Origin of the sequence: Pseudomonas sp. UBA3149, assembly GCF_002364655.1 — a bacterium.
GTDB lineage: Bacteria > Pseudomonadota > Gammaproteobacteria > Pseudomonadales > Pseudomonadaceae > Chryseomonas > Chryseomonas luteola.
Map to the genome: position 1 here is coordinate 1 of NZ_DEYV01000005.1, position 17843 is coordinate 17843.

Sequence of the window (17843 nt, forward strand, 5' to 3'; positions counted from 1 at the left end):
TGCGGTAAGCATCGTCAAGGCTGGTGCGAAGATCGCAGGTTACGATGCCGGTCCGGTGCGTGCACCGCTGACTGATCTCAAGCCTGACGAGTACGAGCGCCTGGCTGCGCTGATGGACAAACTCGGTCCGCAGTAAGTGTGTAAATGGCTGACTGGTTTTAGTAGACCAGTCAGCCATTTTTGTTTTATTGTGTTCTGAAATGATTGCGCTATCATTTGGTTGTGTAAGCAAAGGCGATGTTCTCGCCTGGCTATAAAAGACTACCCGCGACAAGAATAACGAGTGGGGGCAGAGTGAATATCAACCGAGTCAGTGTGACATCGCTTGCCTTATCAGGCACTTCATTGCTCGGTGCTCTTGGCATTCGCAGACCCCGCATTCTGCGCGCGATCAGCTTTTCTGAACGCTTATCTTTAGTTATCCCGCTTGCCATGGTCGGCTCCCTTATCGGAACGCTGAGGGTTGCCAGAACCTGTCATTTGTCTAGTGGCGAGTCGATCAGGTGCTCTTTATTGCAACCAGTGGCGAAGCGTGGAGAGGCGTCCGCGTGTGTATCGGTGACTCACCGCGCAGGTATGGAGATGGATGAGTTGACCGTCGGTTTACGTTGAATAACAGAACGCGGGCAGAGCATCGCTCTGTTCGCATGCCTTAGCCTGAGTGAGTATAAGAAGGAGTGAGTCATGCAGTTGATTGAACACCAGGACTCGCCTCGTTACATCCGACTTCATGCTGACGATAACGTCGCAATCGTTGTAAACGAGCAAGGTGTTGCAGCCGGTGGCCAGTTTCCAGACGGTCTCGTGACCATTGAGGCCGTTCCGCAAAGTCACAAGGTAACGCTGGTTGATATCCCCGAAGGCGGCGCTGTTCTGCGCTATGGCACAGTGATCGGATATGCCCTGAAACCCATTCTACGGGGCTCCTGGGTGAAAGAGGAGTTGCTTAGCCTGCCTTCGCCGCCCCCGCTGGACAACCTGCCGCTGGCAACTGATGTACCGCCTACCCAGCCTCCGCTGGAAGGTTTTACCTTTGAGGGTTTCAGAAACCCGGACGGTAGCGTCGGGACGCGCAATATCCTGGGCGTGACCACCACGGTTCAATGTGTGACCGGTGTGCTTGATCATTGCATCGAGCGTGCCCGCAAGGAGCTGCTGCCCAAGTATCCGTATGTGGATGATGTCATCGCATTGACTCACAGCTATGGTTGCGGTGTAGCGATCAACGCCCCCGATGCTGTCGTACCCATTCGTACGCTGCGTAACATCAGTCGTAATCCCAACCTCGGTGGCCAGGCGCTGGTGATCAGCCTGGGATGTGAAAAGCTTCAGGCCAGCCAGATCATGCCGGACGATGAATTGCCCTCTGGTATCGATGAAGAGGAATGGCTGTTCCGCCTCCAGGATTCCAATACCGGTTTCAGCGGTATGGTCGAGCAGATTCTTGGCATGATCGAGGATCGCCTGAAGGTACTCAATGAGCGCCGTCGTGAGCCATGTCCGGCTTCCGATCTGGTGGTTGGGATGCAATGCGGCGGCAGTGACGCGTTTTCCGGGGTAACAGCCAATCCGGCATTGGGTGTTGCGGCTGACCTGCTAGTGCGTGCAGGGGCTACCGTGATGTTCTCGGAAAACACCGAGGTGCGCGACGGTATCCATCTGCTGACCTCGCGGGCGGCTACACCTGAAGTCGCCAAGGCCTTGGTTCGTGAAATGGATTGGTACGACCGCTATCTGGATCGCGGTATGGCAGATCGCAGTGCGAACACCACGCCCGGTAACAAGAAGGGTGGCCTGAACAACATTGTGGAAAAAGCTATGGGCTCGATTGCCAAGTCGGGTTCCAGCCCTATTGCAGGGGTGGTATCGCCAGGCGAGCGTGTCAAGGGTAAAGGCCTGTATTACTGCGCAACGCCTGCCAGTGACTTTATCTGCGGTACATTACAGCTGGCCGCTGGCATGAACCTGCATATCTTTACCACAGGTCGCGGAACGCCTTATGGTCTGGCCATGGTGCCCGTCATCAAGGTGGCAACGCGTACCCAGTTGGCACAGCGCTGGCCGGATCTGATCGACGTAGACGCCGGTCGGGTGACATCGGGCCGAATGACACTGGAAGAGTTGGGTTGGGAGATTTTTCATCTCTACCTGGATGTTGCCAGTGGCCGCAAAAAGACATGGGCTGAGCACCACAAGCTGCATAACGATCTGACACTGTTCAATCCGGCTCCAGTGACCTGATGGCTAAGTGAAGTACAAAACAGCGGAGCCTGGTGCTCCGCTGTTTTTTGCCTATCAGGATAAGCGCCTGGTTCGAGACAGCGAATTGAAAAGGCGTTCCTCATGCAGGACGCTAGCTAGGTACAAGGCAAGCTGACCTCTCGGCTCCAACGCATGACTAGCCCCGTCTAGTCAAATCAGTCCAAGGCCCTGATCTGGACTTTCGCAACGCCATCAGAAATCAAGCCGATTGAACTGGCCGCATTGCGTGACAGATCAATAATCCGTCCACGTACGTGAGGACCACGGTCATTGATGCGTACGACTGCACGCTTTCCGTTGCTCAGGTTGGTCACCTCGACTCGCGTGCCAAAGGGCAGCGTACGATGAGCGGCTGTCATCTCCGAAGGATTGTAGCGTTCTCCGCTGGCAGTGCGGCGTCCGGCATGGCGTTTGGCGTAGTAAGAAGCGAGGCCGGAGTCCTGGTAACCATGAACAGCAGCAGGTGACATGGGTGAAGAATAAGGCTCTCGGTTGGCACACCCGGCAAACAGTATGGTGAGCGATAGAAGAGCAATGCGTAGGTTCCATGACATATCGAAAGCTTCCTGGCGATTTGATATCAGATTGGCTATATGACTCTCTTGAGTTCAAGCCGTTTCGCTGTAATTACGTGCTGAAACACATTCCAGGACTAGTCCGACATTCAGCCCTGAAGATTGTATAAGCGTGCGTAATCTACAGGCGCAGGCCAAGTCCATCGCTCAGAAAGCTCGACTGCTTCGCATCGGTTGAAAAAGAAAAATGAAGAAAGAAGAAGTAGATTCGTGAGTGGCATAGCCATGACGCAAGGTTGCGTCATGGCTATCGGAGGAGGTTAACCTTCCAGCTTTTTCTTCAGCAATTCGTTGACTTGCTGAGGATTGGCCTTGCCTTTGGAGGCCTTCATCGCCTGGCCTACGAAGAAGCCAAACATCTTTCCGCGCTTGGCCTCATCACTGGCGCGGTACTGCTCTACCTGGGCTGCGTTGGCTGCCAGAACCTCATCCAGCATGGACTCAATAGCGCCGGTGTCGGTTACCTGCTTGAGGCCTTTCTTTTCGATGATCTCATCGGCAGAACCTTCGCCGGCAGCCATGGCTTCGAACACCATCTTGGCGATCTTGCCGGAAATGGTGCTGTCCTTGATACGCAGAATCATACCGCCTAAGTGCTCAGCGGAAACCGGCGAGTCGGCGATATCCAGGTCCTGCTTGTTGAGCAGGCTGGAAAGCTCACCCATGACCCAGTTGGCGGCCAATTTGGCATCGCCGCTGACCTGTTGGACCTGCTCGAAATAATCGGCCATTTCACGGCTGGAGGAGAGGACCGTCGCGTCATACGTAGATAGGCCAAAGTCACGCTCAAAGCGCTCACGCTTCTGCTGCGGCAGCTCCGGCAGCAGGCTGCGGGTCTCTTCAAGGAAGCTTTCTTCGATCACCACGGGCAGCAGGTCGGGATCAGGGAAGTAGCGGTAGTCATTTGCCTCTTCCTTGCTGCGCATGGAGCGAGTCTGGTCTTTATTCGGGTCATACAGGCGGGTTTCCTGAACAACCTTGCCACCATCCTCAATGAGCTCAATCTGGCGTTGGACTTCGCGGTTGATCGCCTTCTCAATGAAGCGGAAGGAGTTAACGTTCTTGATCTCGGCGCGTGTTCCGAACTCGGCCTGGCCCTTCGGGCGAACCGAGACGTTACAGTCGCAACGCAGTGAGCCTTCGTTCATGTTGCCGTCACAGATGCCCAGGTAGCGCACCAGTGCATGAACAGCCTTTACATAGGCGACGGCCTCCTTGGCGCTGCGGATATCCGGCTCGGAAACAATCTCCAGAAGTGGCGTGCCGGCGCGGTTCAGGTCGATGCCCGTCATGCCCTGGAAGTCCTCGTGCAGGCTCTTGCCCGCATCTTCTTCCAGATGCGCACGGGTGATACCGATGCGCTTGACGGTACCGTCGTCTAATGTAATGTCCAGGTGGCCCTTGCCTACGATAGGCAATTCCATCTGGCTGATCTGATAGCCCTTGGGCAGGTCAGGGTAGAAGTAGTTCTTGCGCGCAAAAACGTTACGCTGGCCAATGTGTGCGTCGATGGCCAGGCCAAACTTGACGGCCATGCGCACTGCTTCCTGGTTGACTACCGGCAGTACGCCGGGCATGCCCAGGTCGATCAGGCTGGCCTGGGTGTTAGGCTCGGCACCAAAGGTGGTGGAGCTGCCAGAAAATATCTTCGATTTCGTGGAGAGCTGTGCGTGAATTTCCAGCCCGATCACGGTTTCCCATTGCATGTGAGTCGTCCTCTGCCTTCTATTCCAGGAACCCAGTCGGGGCTTTCGTATGCCAATCAGTTGCCTTCTGGTACTGATGGGCGATGTTGAGCAGGCGGCCTTCCTGGAAGTAGGGGGCCAGCAGCTGTACGCCAACGGGCAGGCCGTCGACAAAGCCGGCCGGCATCGAAAGACCAGGAACGCCGGCAAGGTTGGCAGTGATGGTATAGATATCCATCAGGTATTCAGCCACAGGATCGTTGTTCTTCTCGCCGAGTTTCCACGCCACGCTGGGCGTCGTCGGGCCGAGAATGACGTCCACGTCATTAAAGGCGGTCATGAAGTCATTCTTGATCAGGCGGCGGATACGCTGTGCCTTCAGGTAGTAGGCATCATAGTAACCGGCAGAAAGTGCATAAGTGCCCACCATGATCCGGCGGCGAACCTCATCACCAAAGCCTTCTGCGCGAGAGCGTTTGTACAGGTCGGTCAGGTCTGCCGGGTCTTCACAGCGATAACCGAAACGTACACCGTCATAGCGCGACAGGTTGGAAGACGCTTCCGCCGGTGCGATCACGTAATAGGCAGGAATCGCGTGCTGCATGTTTGGCAGGCTGATGTTCTTGACGGTTGCGCCCAGCGCCTTCAACTCTTCTACAGCCTTGAGCGTAAGATCTGCGATACGGCTGTCCAAGCCCTCACCGAAATACTCTTTCGGCAGGCCAATGCGCAGGCCTGCAAGAGGCTTTTCCAGGCAGGCCAGATAGTCATCGACCGGTTGGTCTACGCTGGTGGAGTCCTTGGGGTCGAAGCCAGCCATTGCCTGCAAGAGTAGGGCGCAGTCTTCGGCGTTGCGAGCCAGCATGCCGCCTTGATCGAGGCTGGAGGCATACGCAATCATGCCCCAGCGGGAAACGCGTCCATAGGTAGGCTTGAGGCCAGTCAGGTTGGTTAGCGCCGCAGGCTGACGGATCGAGCCGCCGGTATCGGTACCGGTTGCAGCCGGGACGAGGCGAGCCGCTACTGCCGCCGATGAGCCACCTGAAGAACCGCCTGGAATACGAGAGGTATCCCAGGGATTCTTGACCGGGCCGTAGTGGCTGGATTCGTTGGCCGAGCCCATCGCGAACTCGTCCATGTTCAGCTTGCCAAGGCTTACCACGCCGGCATCGGCCAGTTTCTGAACGACGGTAGCGTTATAGGGCGCGATGAAGTTGTCGAGCATCTTCGAACCACAGCTGGTGCGAATGCCCTGGGTGCAGAAGAGGTCTTTGTGTGCGATCGGTGCCCCCAGGAGCGCGCCGGTTTCGCCCGCTGATCGGCGCTGATCGGCGATTTTGGCCTGCTCAATGGCCTGTGTTTCTGTCACGGTGATAAAGCTGTTGAGCTGTGGATCAACCCGGGCGATGCGGTCCAGCAGGGTGCGAGTCAATTCCTCGGCAGAAAATTCCTTTGCCGATAGCGCACGGCTGATCTCGGCCAGGGTCAATGTATGCATAGGGGTGTCCTTCATTACTCAATCACCTTGGGTACCAGGAACAGGCCGTTTTCGACCGCCGGGGCGATAGTCTGGTAGGCGTCACGCTGATTGGTTTCGGTGACTTCGTCGGGTCGCAGGCGTTGTACGGCTTCCAGCGGATGCGCCAGGGGTTCGACGCTATCGGTATTGACGGCCTGCATGCGATCAATCAGGCCGAGGATGTCATTCAACGTCCCGGTGGTCCGTTCAATATCGGCATCGTTAAGACCTAGTCTGGCCAGGTGAGCGATCTTTTCGACGTCGGAGCGTTCGAGCGCCATCGGATTCTCCAGCAATATCGGGGCTTGACCATGGCGAAAGTCATAAATCGAGAGATTTGCACGGTAGGCGGTCAAGCACCGCGTTAAGAAAGGCCTAAGAGGGCCGCAGAAACGAGCAATCTAGCACATCACCGCCTTGCTCAAAATCCCTGCCGTTGTTAGAGTCTGCCGCAATTTTTCCCACGCGTTTCATCTGCGTGCCTGACGCCACCGCCTAGGGTCACTTCATGTTCAAAAAGTTGCGTGGCATGTTTTCCAGCGATCTGTCGATCGACCTGGGTACAGCCAATACCCTCATTTATGTCCGGGATCGCGGTATTGTCCTTGACGAGCCATCCGTTGTTGCCATTCGTACGCATGGCAATCAGAAGAGTGTAGTTGCCGTCGGTACCGACGCCAAACGCATGCTGGGTCGTACGCCTGGCAATATTTCTGCGATCCGACCGATGAAGGATGGTGTGATTGCAGACTTCAGCGTTTGTGAAAAAATGTTGCAGTACTTCATCAACAAAGTGCACGAGAACAGCTTTCTCCAGCCAAGTCCTCGTGTACTGATCTGCGTACCGTGCAAGTCCACCCAGGTCGAGCGCCGTGCCATTCGCGAATCGGCTCTGGGCGCTGGCGCCCGTGAAGTCTTCCTGATCGAAGAGCCGATGGCAGCTGCCATTGGTGCAGGTCTTCCGGTTGAGGAAGCGCGTGGTTCGATGGTAGTGGACATCGGTGGCGGCACCAGCGAGATCGCCTTGATCTCCCTGAACGGTGTTGTCTATGCCGAGTCCGTACGCGTAGGCGGTGACCGCTTCGATGAGGCGATCGTGACCTATGTCCGCCGCAACTACGGCAGCCTGATCGGTGAATCTACCGCTGAGCGCATCAAGCAGGAAATCGGTACGGCCTACCCGGGCGGTGACCTGCGTGAAATCGACGTCCGCGGCCGCAATCTGGCTGAAGGCGTACCGCGCAGCTTTACGTTGAACTCCAACGAAGTGCTGGAAGCCCTGCAGGAATCGCTGGCGACCATCGTCCAGGCGGTCAAGAGCTGCCTGGAGCAGTCCCCGCCGGAGTTGGCTTCGGATATTGCCGAGCGCGGTCTGGTCCTGACCGGTGGTGGTGCTCTGCTACGTGATCTGGACAAGCTCCTGGCGCAGGAAACCGGCCTGCCGGTGATCGTGGCGGAAGATCCTCTGACGTGTGTTGCCCGCGGTGGCGGCAAGGCGTTGGAGATGATGGACCGTCACGCTATGGATCTTCTTTCCACCGAATAAGTCGCATGCATGAATATCAGGGCCTGCATGGCGGGCCTTGATGTTGTCATGATTGACGCTTCGAGGACGAGACCATCAAGCGTATATTTTCCAAGGGTCCTTCGCTTGGCGTCCGTCTGCTGGCTCTGGCTGTTCTGTCTGTCAGCCTGATGGTGGTAGATGCCCGCTTCGATTATCTGAAGCCGGTGCGCAGCGAAATGGGCCTGGTGCTTACACCATTCTATTGGGCAGCCGATCTCCCGGTTCGTGCCTGGCAAGCCGTGCGCGATCAGTTTTCCAGCCGTACTGAAATCATGGCTGAAAACGAGCGCCTCAAGGCTGAAGCACTGCTTATGCAGCGTCGCCTGCAAAAGCTGGCGGCCTTGACCGAGCAAAACGTACGCCTTCGGGAATTGCTCAATTCTGCCGCCCTGGTGGACGACAAGGTGCTGGTCAGCGAGCTGATCGGCGTCGATCCGAATCCGTTTACTCACCGTATCCTGATCGACAAAGGCGCGAAGGATGGGGTCTTTATCGGCCAGCCGGTGTTAGACGCCAGTGGGTTGATGGGGCAGGTGGTCGAAGTCATGCCCTATGCCGCCCGTGTCCTGCTGTTGACGGACGTCACCCATAGCATTCCTGTTCAGGTCAACCGCAATGGTTTGCGTGCTATCGCCATGGGAACTGGTAACCCTGAGCGTCTTGAACTGCGCCATGTGGCCGATACCGCCGATATCAAGGAAGGCGATCTACTGGTCAGCTCTGGTTTGGGGCAGCGGTTTCCTGCGGGGTACCCGGTCGCAACCGTGACCGAAGTAGTGCATGACTCAGGGCAACCGTTTGCCATTGTGCGAGCTGTACCCACTGCCAAGCTGAACCGCAGTCGCTATGTGCTATTGGTCTTCAGTGATCCACGTACACCTGAGGAACGGGCCTACGATGCTGCCCGGGCCCAGGAAGAAGCGGATCGCAAAGTGTCCCAGGAGCAGCAGGGAACAACGCCAGCGGCAACCTCGCCCGCCCAGGTTAATAATCCCGCTCAGCCAGCCAGTGGTAATAACAAGACACCAGCGACCAACGCGGCGGCTCCGGCTGCTCAGTCGGCCAAGCCCCAGACTCAGCCCGCGAAGCCTGCCGCCAAGCCGCAGTCCAGCCAAGCCCCGGCCGCCTCGACACAACGCGCCCAGGAGGCCCGTTAATGGCCTTTCGGATCGGCCATAACGGCTGGGTTATCTGGCTGACATTGTTGGTGGGGCTGTTGCTTTCGGTTGCGCCAATGCCGGACTTCATTGAAATCGGGCGGCCCTTATGGCTGTCCATGTTCTTGACGTTCTGGACGTTGGCGCTGCCTCACCGGGTAGGCCTGAGTACGGCCTGGGTTTTCGGATTGGCAGAGGATGTGCTGTACGGAAATCTGCTTGGCCAGAATGCCCTGATTCTGAGCCTGGTAGTTTTTCTGGTGCAATCATTACAACAGCGGCTTCGCGTCTTTCCCATTTGGCAGCAGGGCTTTGTGCTGCTGGTCGTCTATGGCATCTCGCAGCTGGTTCAGCTCTGGCTGAATACGTTGACGGGTAATCGTCCACCCACCCTGGTATTTCTTGCACCCTCCCTGGTCAGCGCCTTGCTCTGGCCTTGGGTATATCTGGTGCTACGTGATTTGCGAACGCGTTTCAATGTAAGTTGACGTGGCGTCGGCGGCTGATCTGCTGACGTGAGCGTTTCAAGGAGCCTTCTATGCCACGTCTGTATCTTGCTTCCGGATCTCCACGCCGTCGTGAGTTGCTTGAGCAAATCGGTGTGCCGTTCGAACGTCTTTCGGCCGAAATTAATGAGGCCGTGCTGCCTGGCGAGACAGCAGATGCCTATGTCGAACGTCTTGCCAGAAGCAAGGCACAGGCAGGTCTGGCACTTTTGTCTGGTGACACGGTTGATTGCGTCCTGGGAGCCGACACTAGCGTCGTGTTGGATGGGCATATTCTGGGCAAGCCGGAAAGCCGCGAGCATGGCATGGACATGTTGGTTCGCTTGAGCGGCAAGACGCATACCGTTCTGACCGCAGTTGCCGTAGCCAGTAAAGATCTGTGCCTGGCGCGCGTCGTGTCGAGCGAAGTAACGTTCAGGCCTATCAGTGAAGACGAGCGTCAAGCCTATTGGGCAAGCGGTGAGCCGGCCGACAAGGCAGGCGGTTACGGAATCCAGGGGCTGGGCGCTGTCTTTGTTCAACATATAGCGGGAAGCTATAGCAGCATCGTCGGACTCCCCCTTTGTGAAACAGCGGAGCTGTTATCAACGTTTGGCATACCATGCTGGCAGCCCAATGTACCTCGTTGAAAAGGTTAATACCCTAGATAGCGCCGATACCGATAAGCTGCAAGACACCTCGAATAATGGATAAGTCTATGAGCGAAGAAATCTTGATCAACATCACCCCGATGGAGTCTCGGGTGGCGGTTGTTGAAAACGGCGTTCTGCAAGAGGTTCATATCGAACGCACGATGCGCCGGGGCATTGTAGGCAATCTGTATCAAGGCAAGGTTGTCAGAGTCCTGCCTGGGATGCAGGCGGCCTTTGTGGATATTGGGCTGGCCAGGGCCGCCTTTATTCATGCTGCCGAGATTTCTACCCGCGAGGGCAGTGCTGTCGAAAGCATCAGTGCCCTGGTTCATGAGGGGCAAAGTCTGGTCGTTCAGGTCACGAAGGATCCAATCGGAACCAAGGGGGCGCGCCTGACGACGCACCTTTCAATTCCCTCACGCTATCTGGTGTACATGCCCAAGACCAATCATGTGGGCATCTCGCTGAAAATCGAAGATGAAGCCGAGCGTGAACGGCTCAAGAACATTGTTGAAAAGTGCATCGCCAACGAGTGTATCGAGGAAGCCGGTGGCTTTATTCTTCGTACGGCGGCGGAGGGCGCGCGTGAAGATGAAATCAAGGCGGATATCCGCTACTTGCGGCGGCTGTGGGCTCAGATTCATTCTCAGATGAATAAGGTGCCTGCGCCTACGACCATCTATGAAGACCTTGACCTTCCATTGCGTACCTTGCGGGATCTGGTCAGTCCGCGCAGTGAAAAGATTCGTGTGGACTCTCGGGAAAACTTCCAGCGAATTGGCCAGTTCGTATCCGAGCTGATGCCTGAAGTATCTGATTGCCTGGAGCATTATCCTGGCGAGCGTCCGATTTTCGATTTGTATGGCGTCGAGGATGAAATCCAGAAGGCGCTTGAGCGAAAGGTCATGCTCAAATCGGGCGGGTATCTGATCATCGATCAGACCGAGGCGATGACTACGATAGACGTGAATACAGGTGCATTCGTAGGGCACCGTAACCTGGAAGAGACGATCTTCAAGACCAATCTTGAGGCAGCTACGGCAATTGCCCGGCAGTTACGGCTGCGAAACCTGGGCGGCATCATCATTATCGATTTCATCGACATGGAAGATGAAGAGCATCAGCGCCAAGTGCTTCGCAATCTGGAGAAGCAGCTGGAGCGCGATCACGCCAAAACCAACATCATTGGCATTACTGAGCTTGGTCTCGTCCAGATGACGCGCAAGCGCACACGTGAGAGTCTGTCGCAGGTCCTGTGTGAGCCTTGTCCGGCGTGCCAGGGACGTAGCATGCTGCGGACGGCTGAAACTATCTGCTACGAAATCTTCCGTGAAATTCTGCGCGAAGCACGCGCTTACCAGGCAAACTCCTATCTCGTGTTGGCCAATCAGAAGGTGGTAGACCGTCTTCTTGATGAGGAGTCAGGCAATGTAGCGGACCTGGAAGCTTTTATCGGTCGAACGATCAAGTTTCAGGTCGAACCTATGTACTCCCAGGAGCAATATGATGTTGTACTGCTGTAAGCCGCTGAGCTTAGGCTGATGACAGGGTTGGGCCGCTTCATCGGAACACTCCTGCGCCTTGGTTTCGGTCTGTGTGCTCTGATCCTGATCCTGCTGGCGCTTTATGTCAGCGTAGGGCGCCAACTCATACCGGGCGTTGCCGAGTATAGAGCCGACGTTGAGGCGCGCTTGAGCAGCGCCTTGAAGCAGCCTGTACGCCTGGGCGCCTTGAAGGGAAGCTGGCAAGGACTCAATCCTGTCATTGACCTGCAGGACCTGGAACTGGGTGAGGGCAGCCAGCCTCTGCATCTGGAGCGAATCAGGGTTGTGCCGAATATGTTCCAGAGCCTCCTGCACTGGCAGCCCATACTGAGTTATGCCAGCCTCGACGGTGTACGACTCGAGTTGCTGGAAGAAGCGGATGGGCTCTGGCGTATCGCAGGACTGCCCCAGCGTGATGATGAGCAAAAGCCTTTTGATCCCGCACCGCTTCTCAAGTGGCTGCCCTCGCTTGGGCGACTATCAGTACTCAATGGACAGCTCAGCGTTTTATCCCACGAAGGAAAAGTGTTTACGCTGCGCTATGTCGAGGCAACGCTGTCTACGAGACGTAACGGCGACGTCCGCCTCGATGCGCGTTTGAATCTACCTGACGGGCAGCCCTTGGCCTTGGACGTCCAGGGGCAGGTCGATTTGGCGCATTGGCAGGACAGCCGATTCAAGAGCTATTTGAGCCTGCCCCAGACGGACTGGGCACAGTGGGTGCCACGTACTCTGACGCGGCAGTGGCAGCTGCATGAGTTACATGCAGGAGGAGAGGTCTGGCTTGACTGGGCTCATGGAGTGCCTCAAGACGCAGCCTTGCGACTCAATGCGGCTCGGCTGGTGGCTTCGTATGGTACCCGTGCGCCTGCTGGTCTTGATGACCTCGCCCTGAACCTTGCATTTACCCGCGAGAAAAACGGCTGGCGAGCCATCGGTTCCGATCTTGCGGTAAGCCTTGGGGAAAAGCGTTGGAGTGGTGTGACATTAGCGGTTCAGCGCAATGATACAGCGGATCGCTGGCAGGTACGTGCCGACCGGCTCGATCTGGCACCATTGACGGCCGCCGTCCAGGCACTTGCGCCTTTACCTGAAAATGTGGCGTCAGCGTTATCGGCACTTAGTCCGCATGGTGCGCTACGTAACATCTCGCTGGACTACCAATCCCAGGAAAGTCTTGCTGATCGTCTGGCGTTTGCAGCTAACCTGGAAAAGGTAGGGTTCTCGGCCTATCACGGTACGCCGGCTGTCGAGAATGCCAGTGGTAGTGCAACTGGCGGACTGCTGCATGGCGAATTGCGGCTGGATACCACCAACTTCTCGCTGCATCTGGCCACCCTGTTTCCTGAACCGTGGCAGTACCGTACAGCCAAAGCGCGCTTGAATTGGTCTTTAAGCGATGACAGCTTTACCTTGTCGAGTCCATTGATGCGCGTCTCGGGTGAAGAGGGTGATGCCGCCGGTGACATGTTCATCCGGCTGGCGCGCAAGCCAGGCATTGAAAGCTACATGGACCTGCGTGTTGGGCTGCGCAATGGTGATGCGCGCTATACCGCCAAGTATCTGCCTACCCGGACACCCGCGATGAGCGGCCCTCTGGCTGACTGGCTCAAGACCGCGATCAAGGGTGGCCATATTGATGAAGGTATTTACCAGTATCAGGGTTCCCTGATGCACGATGCACCGCCGGGTGCACGTACCATGAGTCTTTTCTTTCGCGTCCACGACGCATTGCTTGCCTACCAGCCGGGTTGGCCAGAGTTGCGTGAGGCCAGCGGCGATATAGTCATTGAAGATGATGCCATTCGCATTCAGGTACCGGAGGGGCGAATCCTGGATACCCAGGTCAGCAAGGCAAATGTCACCATCCCGCTGCGACACGATGGCAGTACGGTCCATCTGTATCTGAAAAGTGACTTGGACAGTAGTGTAAAGGACGGGCTCACGATCTTGCAGGAGACGCCGTTACCGACAGCCGAGACATTCAAGGGATGGCGGGGGGAAGGGGCTCTAAAGGGTAAGCTTGACCTGGATTTGCCTTTTGATCATGGGCTACCGCCCAAGGTGATTGTGGATTTCGTGGCTAATGGGGCCCGGTTACAGCTGGCAAATCCCATGCTCGATGTCACCAATATCCGCGGTGCGTTTCGCTATGACACGACACGAGGCTTGAGCGCACCGGATATCAAGGCGCAGATATTGGGCAGTCAGGCCCACGGCAAGGCGTTCGCCGAAGGGAACCAGACCGATCCCAAGACCCGCCTCGTGGCTGAGGGCAAGGTAGCGCTCAGTCAGCTTACCCAATGGCTGGGTGTTGGAGGCCGGCCCTTGCCAGTGTCAGGCGATATTCCGTATCGCATGAGCCTGACCCTGGCAAACGAGGCCAGCGAAATCGTAGTAGCCTCGAATCTTCAAGGGGTAGCTATTGATCTGCCAGCACCGTTTGGCAAGGATCCGCAGACCGCCCATGACGGTTTTTTCAGTATGACACTCAATGGGCCCGAGCGTCGTTATGAGGCGACGTATCAAGGCTTGGCGGATGCCGTTATCGTCGCACCGCCGGATCGCTTGACCGAGGCCCGTGGTGAGGTTGTTCTGGGAAATGGCACAGCCAATCTCCCGAGCGGTCAGGGAATCCGGGTTCGTGGCGCCCTGGATCGTCTCGTGCTGAGTGAATGGCAGGTCGCTATCGAAAAGTACGTTACGCCTGGTAAGGAACCGGCTACGCGCTCCGGTGGGGGGCCTGCCTCGCCCGACTCCATATTCTCAATACTTGCGGGCGGGCAGCTCAAGGTAGTGCATTTCGAAGGTTTCGGTCAGACCGTCGAAAACCTCGCTGTTCAGCTGGAACCACAAAGTAATGTCTGGGTGCTTACGCTCGATAGCTCGGTCATTGCTGGCCAGGTACGGTTGCCGGAAGACCGCAAGGTACCCATTACGCTTGCGCTCAAACACTTGGACTTTCCCAGTCATGCTGCTCCGGCAGGGGGCGCCAAGCCCGTCGAAAGTCCTGATCCCCTGGCGAATATCGACCCGCATGGCCTGCCAGCAATGGACGTATCGATTGATACCCTTTCGCTGGGCGGTGAGCCTGTTGGCGCACAGCGACTCAGGATCCGGCCAACGACGGCAGGAGTGCGCTTTTCAGACCTGAACCTCTATCTGAAGGGGCTGAAGGTCGAAGGTACGATGGATTGGGAGGGGTTGCCGGGCACTACGCGTACACGGTATAGCGGTCGTCTCTCGGGTGACAACGTCGCCGATGTATTGCTGGCCTGGAAGTTTGCATCCAGTGTGACCAGTCGCGAGTTTCGTCTTGATGCCAACGTCAGCTGGCCTGGATCGCCAGCCTGGGCGGGGCTGAATCGTCTGTCCGGCACACTGGATGCCAGCCTGCGTAACGGACAGTTGCGTCAGGTTGAAGGCTCTGCATCAGCGCTCCGGGTGTTTGGCCTGCTCAATTTCGAGGCCATACGGCGGCGGCTGCGGCTGGACTTTTCCGATATTTTTGGCCGCGGCCTGAGTTACGACACGATCAGCGGGTTACTGGAGGCGCAAAACGGTGTTTTTCTAACCCGGAAGCCCATCATTCTGGATGGCCCTTCTACCGATATGCAAATGCAGGGGACGCTGGACCTGGCTCATGATCAGGTCGATGCCCATTTGCAGGTTGGATTGCCCTTGACCAACTCGCTGCCTATCGCGGCATTGATTGCAGGAGCACCTGCCATAGGCGGAGCCCTGTTCATTGTGGATCGCTTGATTGGTGACAGGGTAACCCGCATGGCCAGTGTGAACTATCACATCCACGGGCCCTGGCAAAATCCACAGATGACACTGGGCAAGAAGTGAACCCTGCGCAAAGAAATGCGACTGTTCTGCCATGACAGAAGAAGTCGGTTGAGCGTAAGCGGATCCTCTGCGTAGCATAGGCAAGTCAATACGAGGTGGGCTATGACGTTTGCGGTAATCCAGATGGTCAGCCAAGACGACATAGAGGCCAATCTTGCTACGGCATACCGTCTGCTTGAGCAGGCGGCCAAGGCTGGAGCACAGCTGGCGGTCCTGCCCGAGAATTTCGTTGCGATCGGTCACTCCAATCCAGCCATGATCGGCCAGGCGGAGGCGCTAGGAGCAGGGCCAATCCTGCCTTGGTTAAGCTGTTCTGCTCGTGCATTGGGGCTCTGGATTGTCGCCGGGACATTGCCGCTTCCTCCAGATGATCAGCCATATGCCAAGCCAAGGGCGTGCTGCCTGTTGATCAATGGTCAAGGGGAGCGAGTAGCTCGTTATGACAAGCTGCATCTCTTCAATGCCCGTGTGGATGACCGGCAGGGTAGCTATAGAGAGGGTGATCACTATGCGGAAGGCCAGGATATCGTCGTGGCGGATACCCCTGTAGGGCGGCTTGGCTTGACGGTTTGCTATGACTTGCGTTTCCCTGAGTTGTACACCTCTCTACGTGAGGCCGGTGCCGAGTTGATTGCTGCGCCTTCGGCATTTACGGCTGTTACGGGAAAGGCTCATTGGGATATCTTGATACGTGCCCGGGCTATCGAAACGCAATGTTATATTCTGGCCGCTGCGCAGGGAGGTCTGCATCCACGAGGTCGGGAAACCTGGGGTCACTCCGCTATTATCGATCCTTGGGGGCGCGTCCTTGAAGAGTCGCCTACAGGGGAAGCTGTCATGATTGGACGGCGTGATATTGGCCAGCAACAAACATTACGCGAACGGATGCCGATTGCTCAGCATCGTCGCTTTGGTTTTGCAACATCGCCCTTGCCAAGCCACGAATGACCACAATCGACTTGATTGGGCATTTCCATTAAGCACAACGCGCAAGACGCGCTAAGGTCAATAAAGAAGATCTGTGTTGTTTCAACGTGTTGTGCACGCCTTGCATAAGACCTTTCGGCTATTGGAGTAAGCATGAGCCAATACCTGACTTCTGTCAGTCAACATCTTCTCAATCCAGGTGGGCTTGAAATCGACAGCCTGCCAGTGGTTCTTCATCAACTGGCGGGACCAGGAATCGACGCCGCCGATCTGTATTTCCAAAGCATGATTTCCGAGTCTTGGCTGCTTGAGGACGGCATCGTCAAGGAAGGTGGCTTTCATATGGACCAAGGTGTTGGTGTCCGTGCTCAATCAGGTGAAAAGACCGGGTTTGCCTATAGTAACGCCATCACGCTGGATGCCTTGAGCCAGGCTGCCCAGGCCGCACGTTCCATCTCACGCAGTGGGGATAACGGCAAGGTTCAGGTATTCAGCCACATCGAGCCGGTACGGCTTTACCCCGAAGAAAACCCACTGGATGTCTTGAGCCGTGCAGAGAAAGTCGAGCTGCTCAAAAATATTGACGTAGCCACGCGGGCTCTGGATCCCCGTATCCAACAGGTTACGGTCAGCCTTTCCGGTGTCTGGGAGCAGGTGCTTGTCGCCGCCAACGATGGAACGCTGGCGGCGGATGTACGCCCTCTGGTGCGCTTCAATGTCAACGTGGTCGTCGAGCAGAGTGGCCGCCGGGAACGTGGCAACAACGGCGGTGGCGGACGCACGGATTATCGTTACTTCCTGCGTGAAGACCGTGCCATGAGCTACGCGCGCGAAGCGGTGCGGCAGGCCTTGGTAAATCTGGAGGCTGTTGCCGCTCCAGCGGGTACGCTACCGGTTGTGTTGGGCTCGGGATGGTCTGGCGTCCTGTTGCACGAAGCTGTAGGTCATGGCCTGGAAGGTGATTTCAACCGCAAGGGCAGTTCGGCTTATAGCGGACGTATGAACGAGCGTGTAGCTTCATCGCTATGCACCATTGTCGATGATGGCACTCTCCCTGATCGCCGTGGTTCGGTATCGGTCGATGATGAAGGCACGCCAGGTGCCTACAACGTGCTTATCGAGAATGGAATCCTCAAGGGATACATGCAGGACAAGCTCAATGCCCGGCTTATGGGAGTGGCACGTACCGGCAACGGGCGCCGTGAATCCTATGCGCACCTGCCCATGCCTCGCATGACTAACACCTATATGTTGGCGGGTGAAAGCGACCCGGCAGAAATCATCGCCTCGGTCGAGCATGGCCTGTATTGCGCCAGCCTGGGGGGCGGTCAGGTCGATATCACCAGCGGTAAATTCGTCTTTACGACCAATGAGGCTTACCTGATCGAGAACGGCAAGGTGACCCGGCCGGTGAAGGGCGCCACGCTGATAGGAAACGGTCCGGAAGTCATGACTCAGGTATCAATGGTCGGCAATGACCTGTCGCTGGACAACGGTGTTGGCACGTGCGGGAAGGAAGGCCAGTCAGTTCCGGTTGGCGTAGGCCAGCCAACTCTGAAAATTGATGCCATCACGGTAGGAGGAACGGGTGCCTGACAGGCAGGCAAGGGCCGCGTA

Annotated in this window: 13 protein-coding genes and 1 pseudogene; 10 read left to right on the forward strand and 4 right to left on the reverse strand. The window is 56.6% G+C overall.

Annotated elements, in window-relative coordinates; translation table 11 throughout:
• A pseudogene (locus B3729_RS01735) lies at nt 1-136 on the forward strand (5-dehydro-4-deoxyglucarate dehydratase); the annotation flags it as partial.
• A gap of 548 nt (nt 137-684) precedes the next feature.
• Entirely contained in the window at nt 685-2241 is a 1557-nt protein-coding gene (garD, locus tag B3729_RS01740; RefSeq protein WP_286786895.1) for a galactarate dehydratase, read from the forward strand.
• Nucleotides 2242-2417: 176 nt separating this feature from the next.
• On the opposite strand, the gene B3729_RS01745 is transcribed toward garD, so the two are convergent.
• From B3729_RS01745 to gatC, 4 genes are all read right to left on the reverse strand, one after another.
• Entirely contained in the window at nt 2418-2816 is a 399-nt protein-coding gene (locus tag B3729_RS01745) for a septal ring lytic transglycosylase RlpA family protein (RefSeq protein WP_286786896.1), read from the reverse strand.
• 281 nt (nt 2817-3097) lie between these two features.
• The gene (gatB, locus tag B3729_RS01750; RefSeq protein WP_286786897.1) at nt 3098-4543 is read right to left on the reverse strand and encodes an Asp-tRNA(Asn)/Glu-tRNA(Gln) amidotransferase subunit GatB; all 1446 of its coding nucleotides are present in this window, start codon (nt 4541-4543) and stop codon (nt 3098-3100) included.
• A 19-nt stretch (nt 4544-4562) separates the two neighbouring features.
• Nucleotides 4563-6020, reverse strand: a complete 1458-nt coding sequence (gene gatA / locus B3729_RS01755; protein ID WP_286786898.1) for an Asp-tRNA(Asn)/Glu-tRNA(Gln) amidotransferase subunit GatA — start codon at nt 6018-6020, stop codon at nt 4563-4565.
• Nucleotides 6021-6034: 14 nt separating this feature from the next.
• Nucleotides 6035-6322 carry an Asp-tRNA(Asn)/Glu-tRNA(Gln) amidotransferase subunit GatC gene (gene gatC / locus B3729_RS01760; protein WP_286786899.1) on the reverse strand — a complete coding sequence of 96 codons (288 nt, stop codon included), beginning with the start codon at nt 6320-6322 and terminating at the stop codon, nt 6035-6037.
• Nucleotides 6323-6549: 227 nt separating this feature from the next.
• Between gatC and mreB the strand changes: the two genes are divergently transcribed.
• The 8 genes from mreB to tldD all read left to right on the forward strand — a co-directional run bounded on the left by mreB (nt 6550) and on the right by tldD (nt 17822).
• Complete coding sequence (gene mreB / locus B3729_RS01765; RefSeq protein ID WP_010797268.1) at nt 6550-7587, forward strand: rod shape-determining protein MreB; 1038 nt, start codon at nt 6550-6552, stop codon at nt 7585-7587.
• Nucleotides 7588-7706: 119 nt separating this feature from the next.
• Nucleotides 7707-8765: a rod shape-determining protein MreC gene (gene mreC / locus B3729_RS01770; RefSeq protein ID WP_230382042.1), complete on the forward strand. Its 1059-nt coding sequence runs from the start codon at nt 7707-7709 to the stop codon at nt 8763-8765.
• Complete coding sequence (gene mreD, locus B3729_RS01775; protein ID WP_286786900.1) at nt 8765-9253, forward strand: rod shape-determining protein MreD; 489 nt, start codon at nt 8765-8767, stop codon at nt 9251-9253. The genes mreC and mreD overlap by 1 nt, the downstream gene beginning before the upstream one ends.
• A 50-nt stretch (nt 9254-9303) precedes the next feature.
• On the forward strand, nt 9304-9900 hold the full coding sequence (locus B3729_RS01780) for a Maf family protein (RefSeq protein ID WP_150347925.1): 597 nt from the start codon (nt 9304-9306) through the stop codon (nt 9898-9900).
• Nucleotides 9901-9968: 68 nt separating this feature from the next.
• Complete coding sequence (gene rng / locus B3729_RS01785) at nt 9969-11426, forward strand: ribonuclease G (RefSeq protein WP_286786901.1); 1458 nt, start codon at nt 9969-9971, stop codon at nt 11424-11426.
• A gap of 18 nt (nt 11427-11444) precedes the next feature.
• Nucleotides 11445-15299 carry a YhdP family protein gene (locus B3729_RS01790; protein ID WP_286786902.1) on the forward strand — a complete coding sequence of 1285 codons (3855 nt, stop codon included), beginning with the start codon at nt 11445-11447 and terminating at the stop codon, nt 15297-15299.
• Nucleotides 15300-15401: 102 nt separating this feature from the next.
• Complete coding sequence (locus B3729_RS01795; protein WP_286786903.1) at nt 15402-16247, forward strand: carbon-nitrogen hydrolase family protein; 846 nt, start codon at nt 15402-15404, stop codon at nt 16245-16247.
• A gap of 132 nt (nt 16248-16379) precedes the next feature.
• The gene (gene tldD, locus B3729_RS01800; protein ID WP_286786904.1) at nt 16380-17822 is read left to right on the forward strand and encodes a metalloprotease TldD; all 1443 of its coding nucleotides are present in this window, start codon (nt 16380-16382) and stop codon (nt 17820-17822) included.
• Nucleotides 17823-17843 lie beyond the last annotated feature (21 nt).

Excerpts from the sequence above, each read along its gene's own strand:
- gatC (WP_286786899.1), bottom strand. The coding sequence starts at position 6,322 with ATGGCGCTCGAACGCTCCGACGTCGAAAAGATCGCTCACCTGGCCAGA.
- B3729_RS01795 (WP_286786903.1), top strand. The coding sequence starts at position 15,402 with ATGACGTTTGCGGTAATCCAGATGGTCAGCCAAGACGACATAGAGGCC.
- B3729_RS01790 (WP_286786902.1), top strand. The coding sequence starts at position 11,445 with ATGACAGGGTTGGGCCGCTTCATCGGAACACTCCTGCGCCTTGGTTTC.
- rng (WP_286786901.1), top strand. The coding sequence starts at position 9,969 with ATGAGCGAAGAAATCTTGATCAACATCACCCCGATGGAGTCTCGGGTG.
- tldD (WP_286786904.1), top strand. The coding sequence starts at position 16,380 with ATGAGCCAATACCTGACTTCTGTCAGTCAACATCTTCTCAATCCAGGT.
- mreD (WP_286786900.1), top strand. The coding sequence starts at position 8,765 with ATGGCCTTTCGGATCGGCCATAACGGCTGGGTTATCTGGCTGACATTG.
- gatB (WP_286786897.1), bottom strand. The coding sequence starts at position 4,543 with ATGCAATGGGAAACCGTGATCGGGCTGGAAATTCACGCACAGCTCTCC.
- garD (WP_286786895.1), top strand. The coding sequence starts at position 685 with ATGCAGTTGATTGAACACCAGGACTCGCCTCGTTACATCCGACTTCAT.
- mreB (WP_010797268.1), top strand. The coding sequence starts at position 6,550 with ATGTTCAAAAAGTTGCGTGGCATGTTTTCCAGCGATCTGTCGATCGAC.
- B3729_RS01780 (WP_150347925.1), top strand. The coding sequence starts at position 9,304 with ATGCCACGTCTGTATCTTGCTTCCGGATCTCCACGCCGTCGTGAGTTG.
- gatA (WP_286786898.1), bottom strand. The coding sequence starts at position 6,020 with ATGCATACATTGACCCTGGCCGAGATCAGCCGTGCGCTATCGGCAAAG.
- B3729_RS01745 (WP_286786896.1), bottom strand. The coding sequence starts at position 2,816 with ATGTCATGGAACCTACGCATTGCTCTTCTATCGCTCACCATACTGTTT.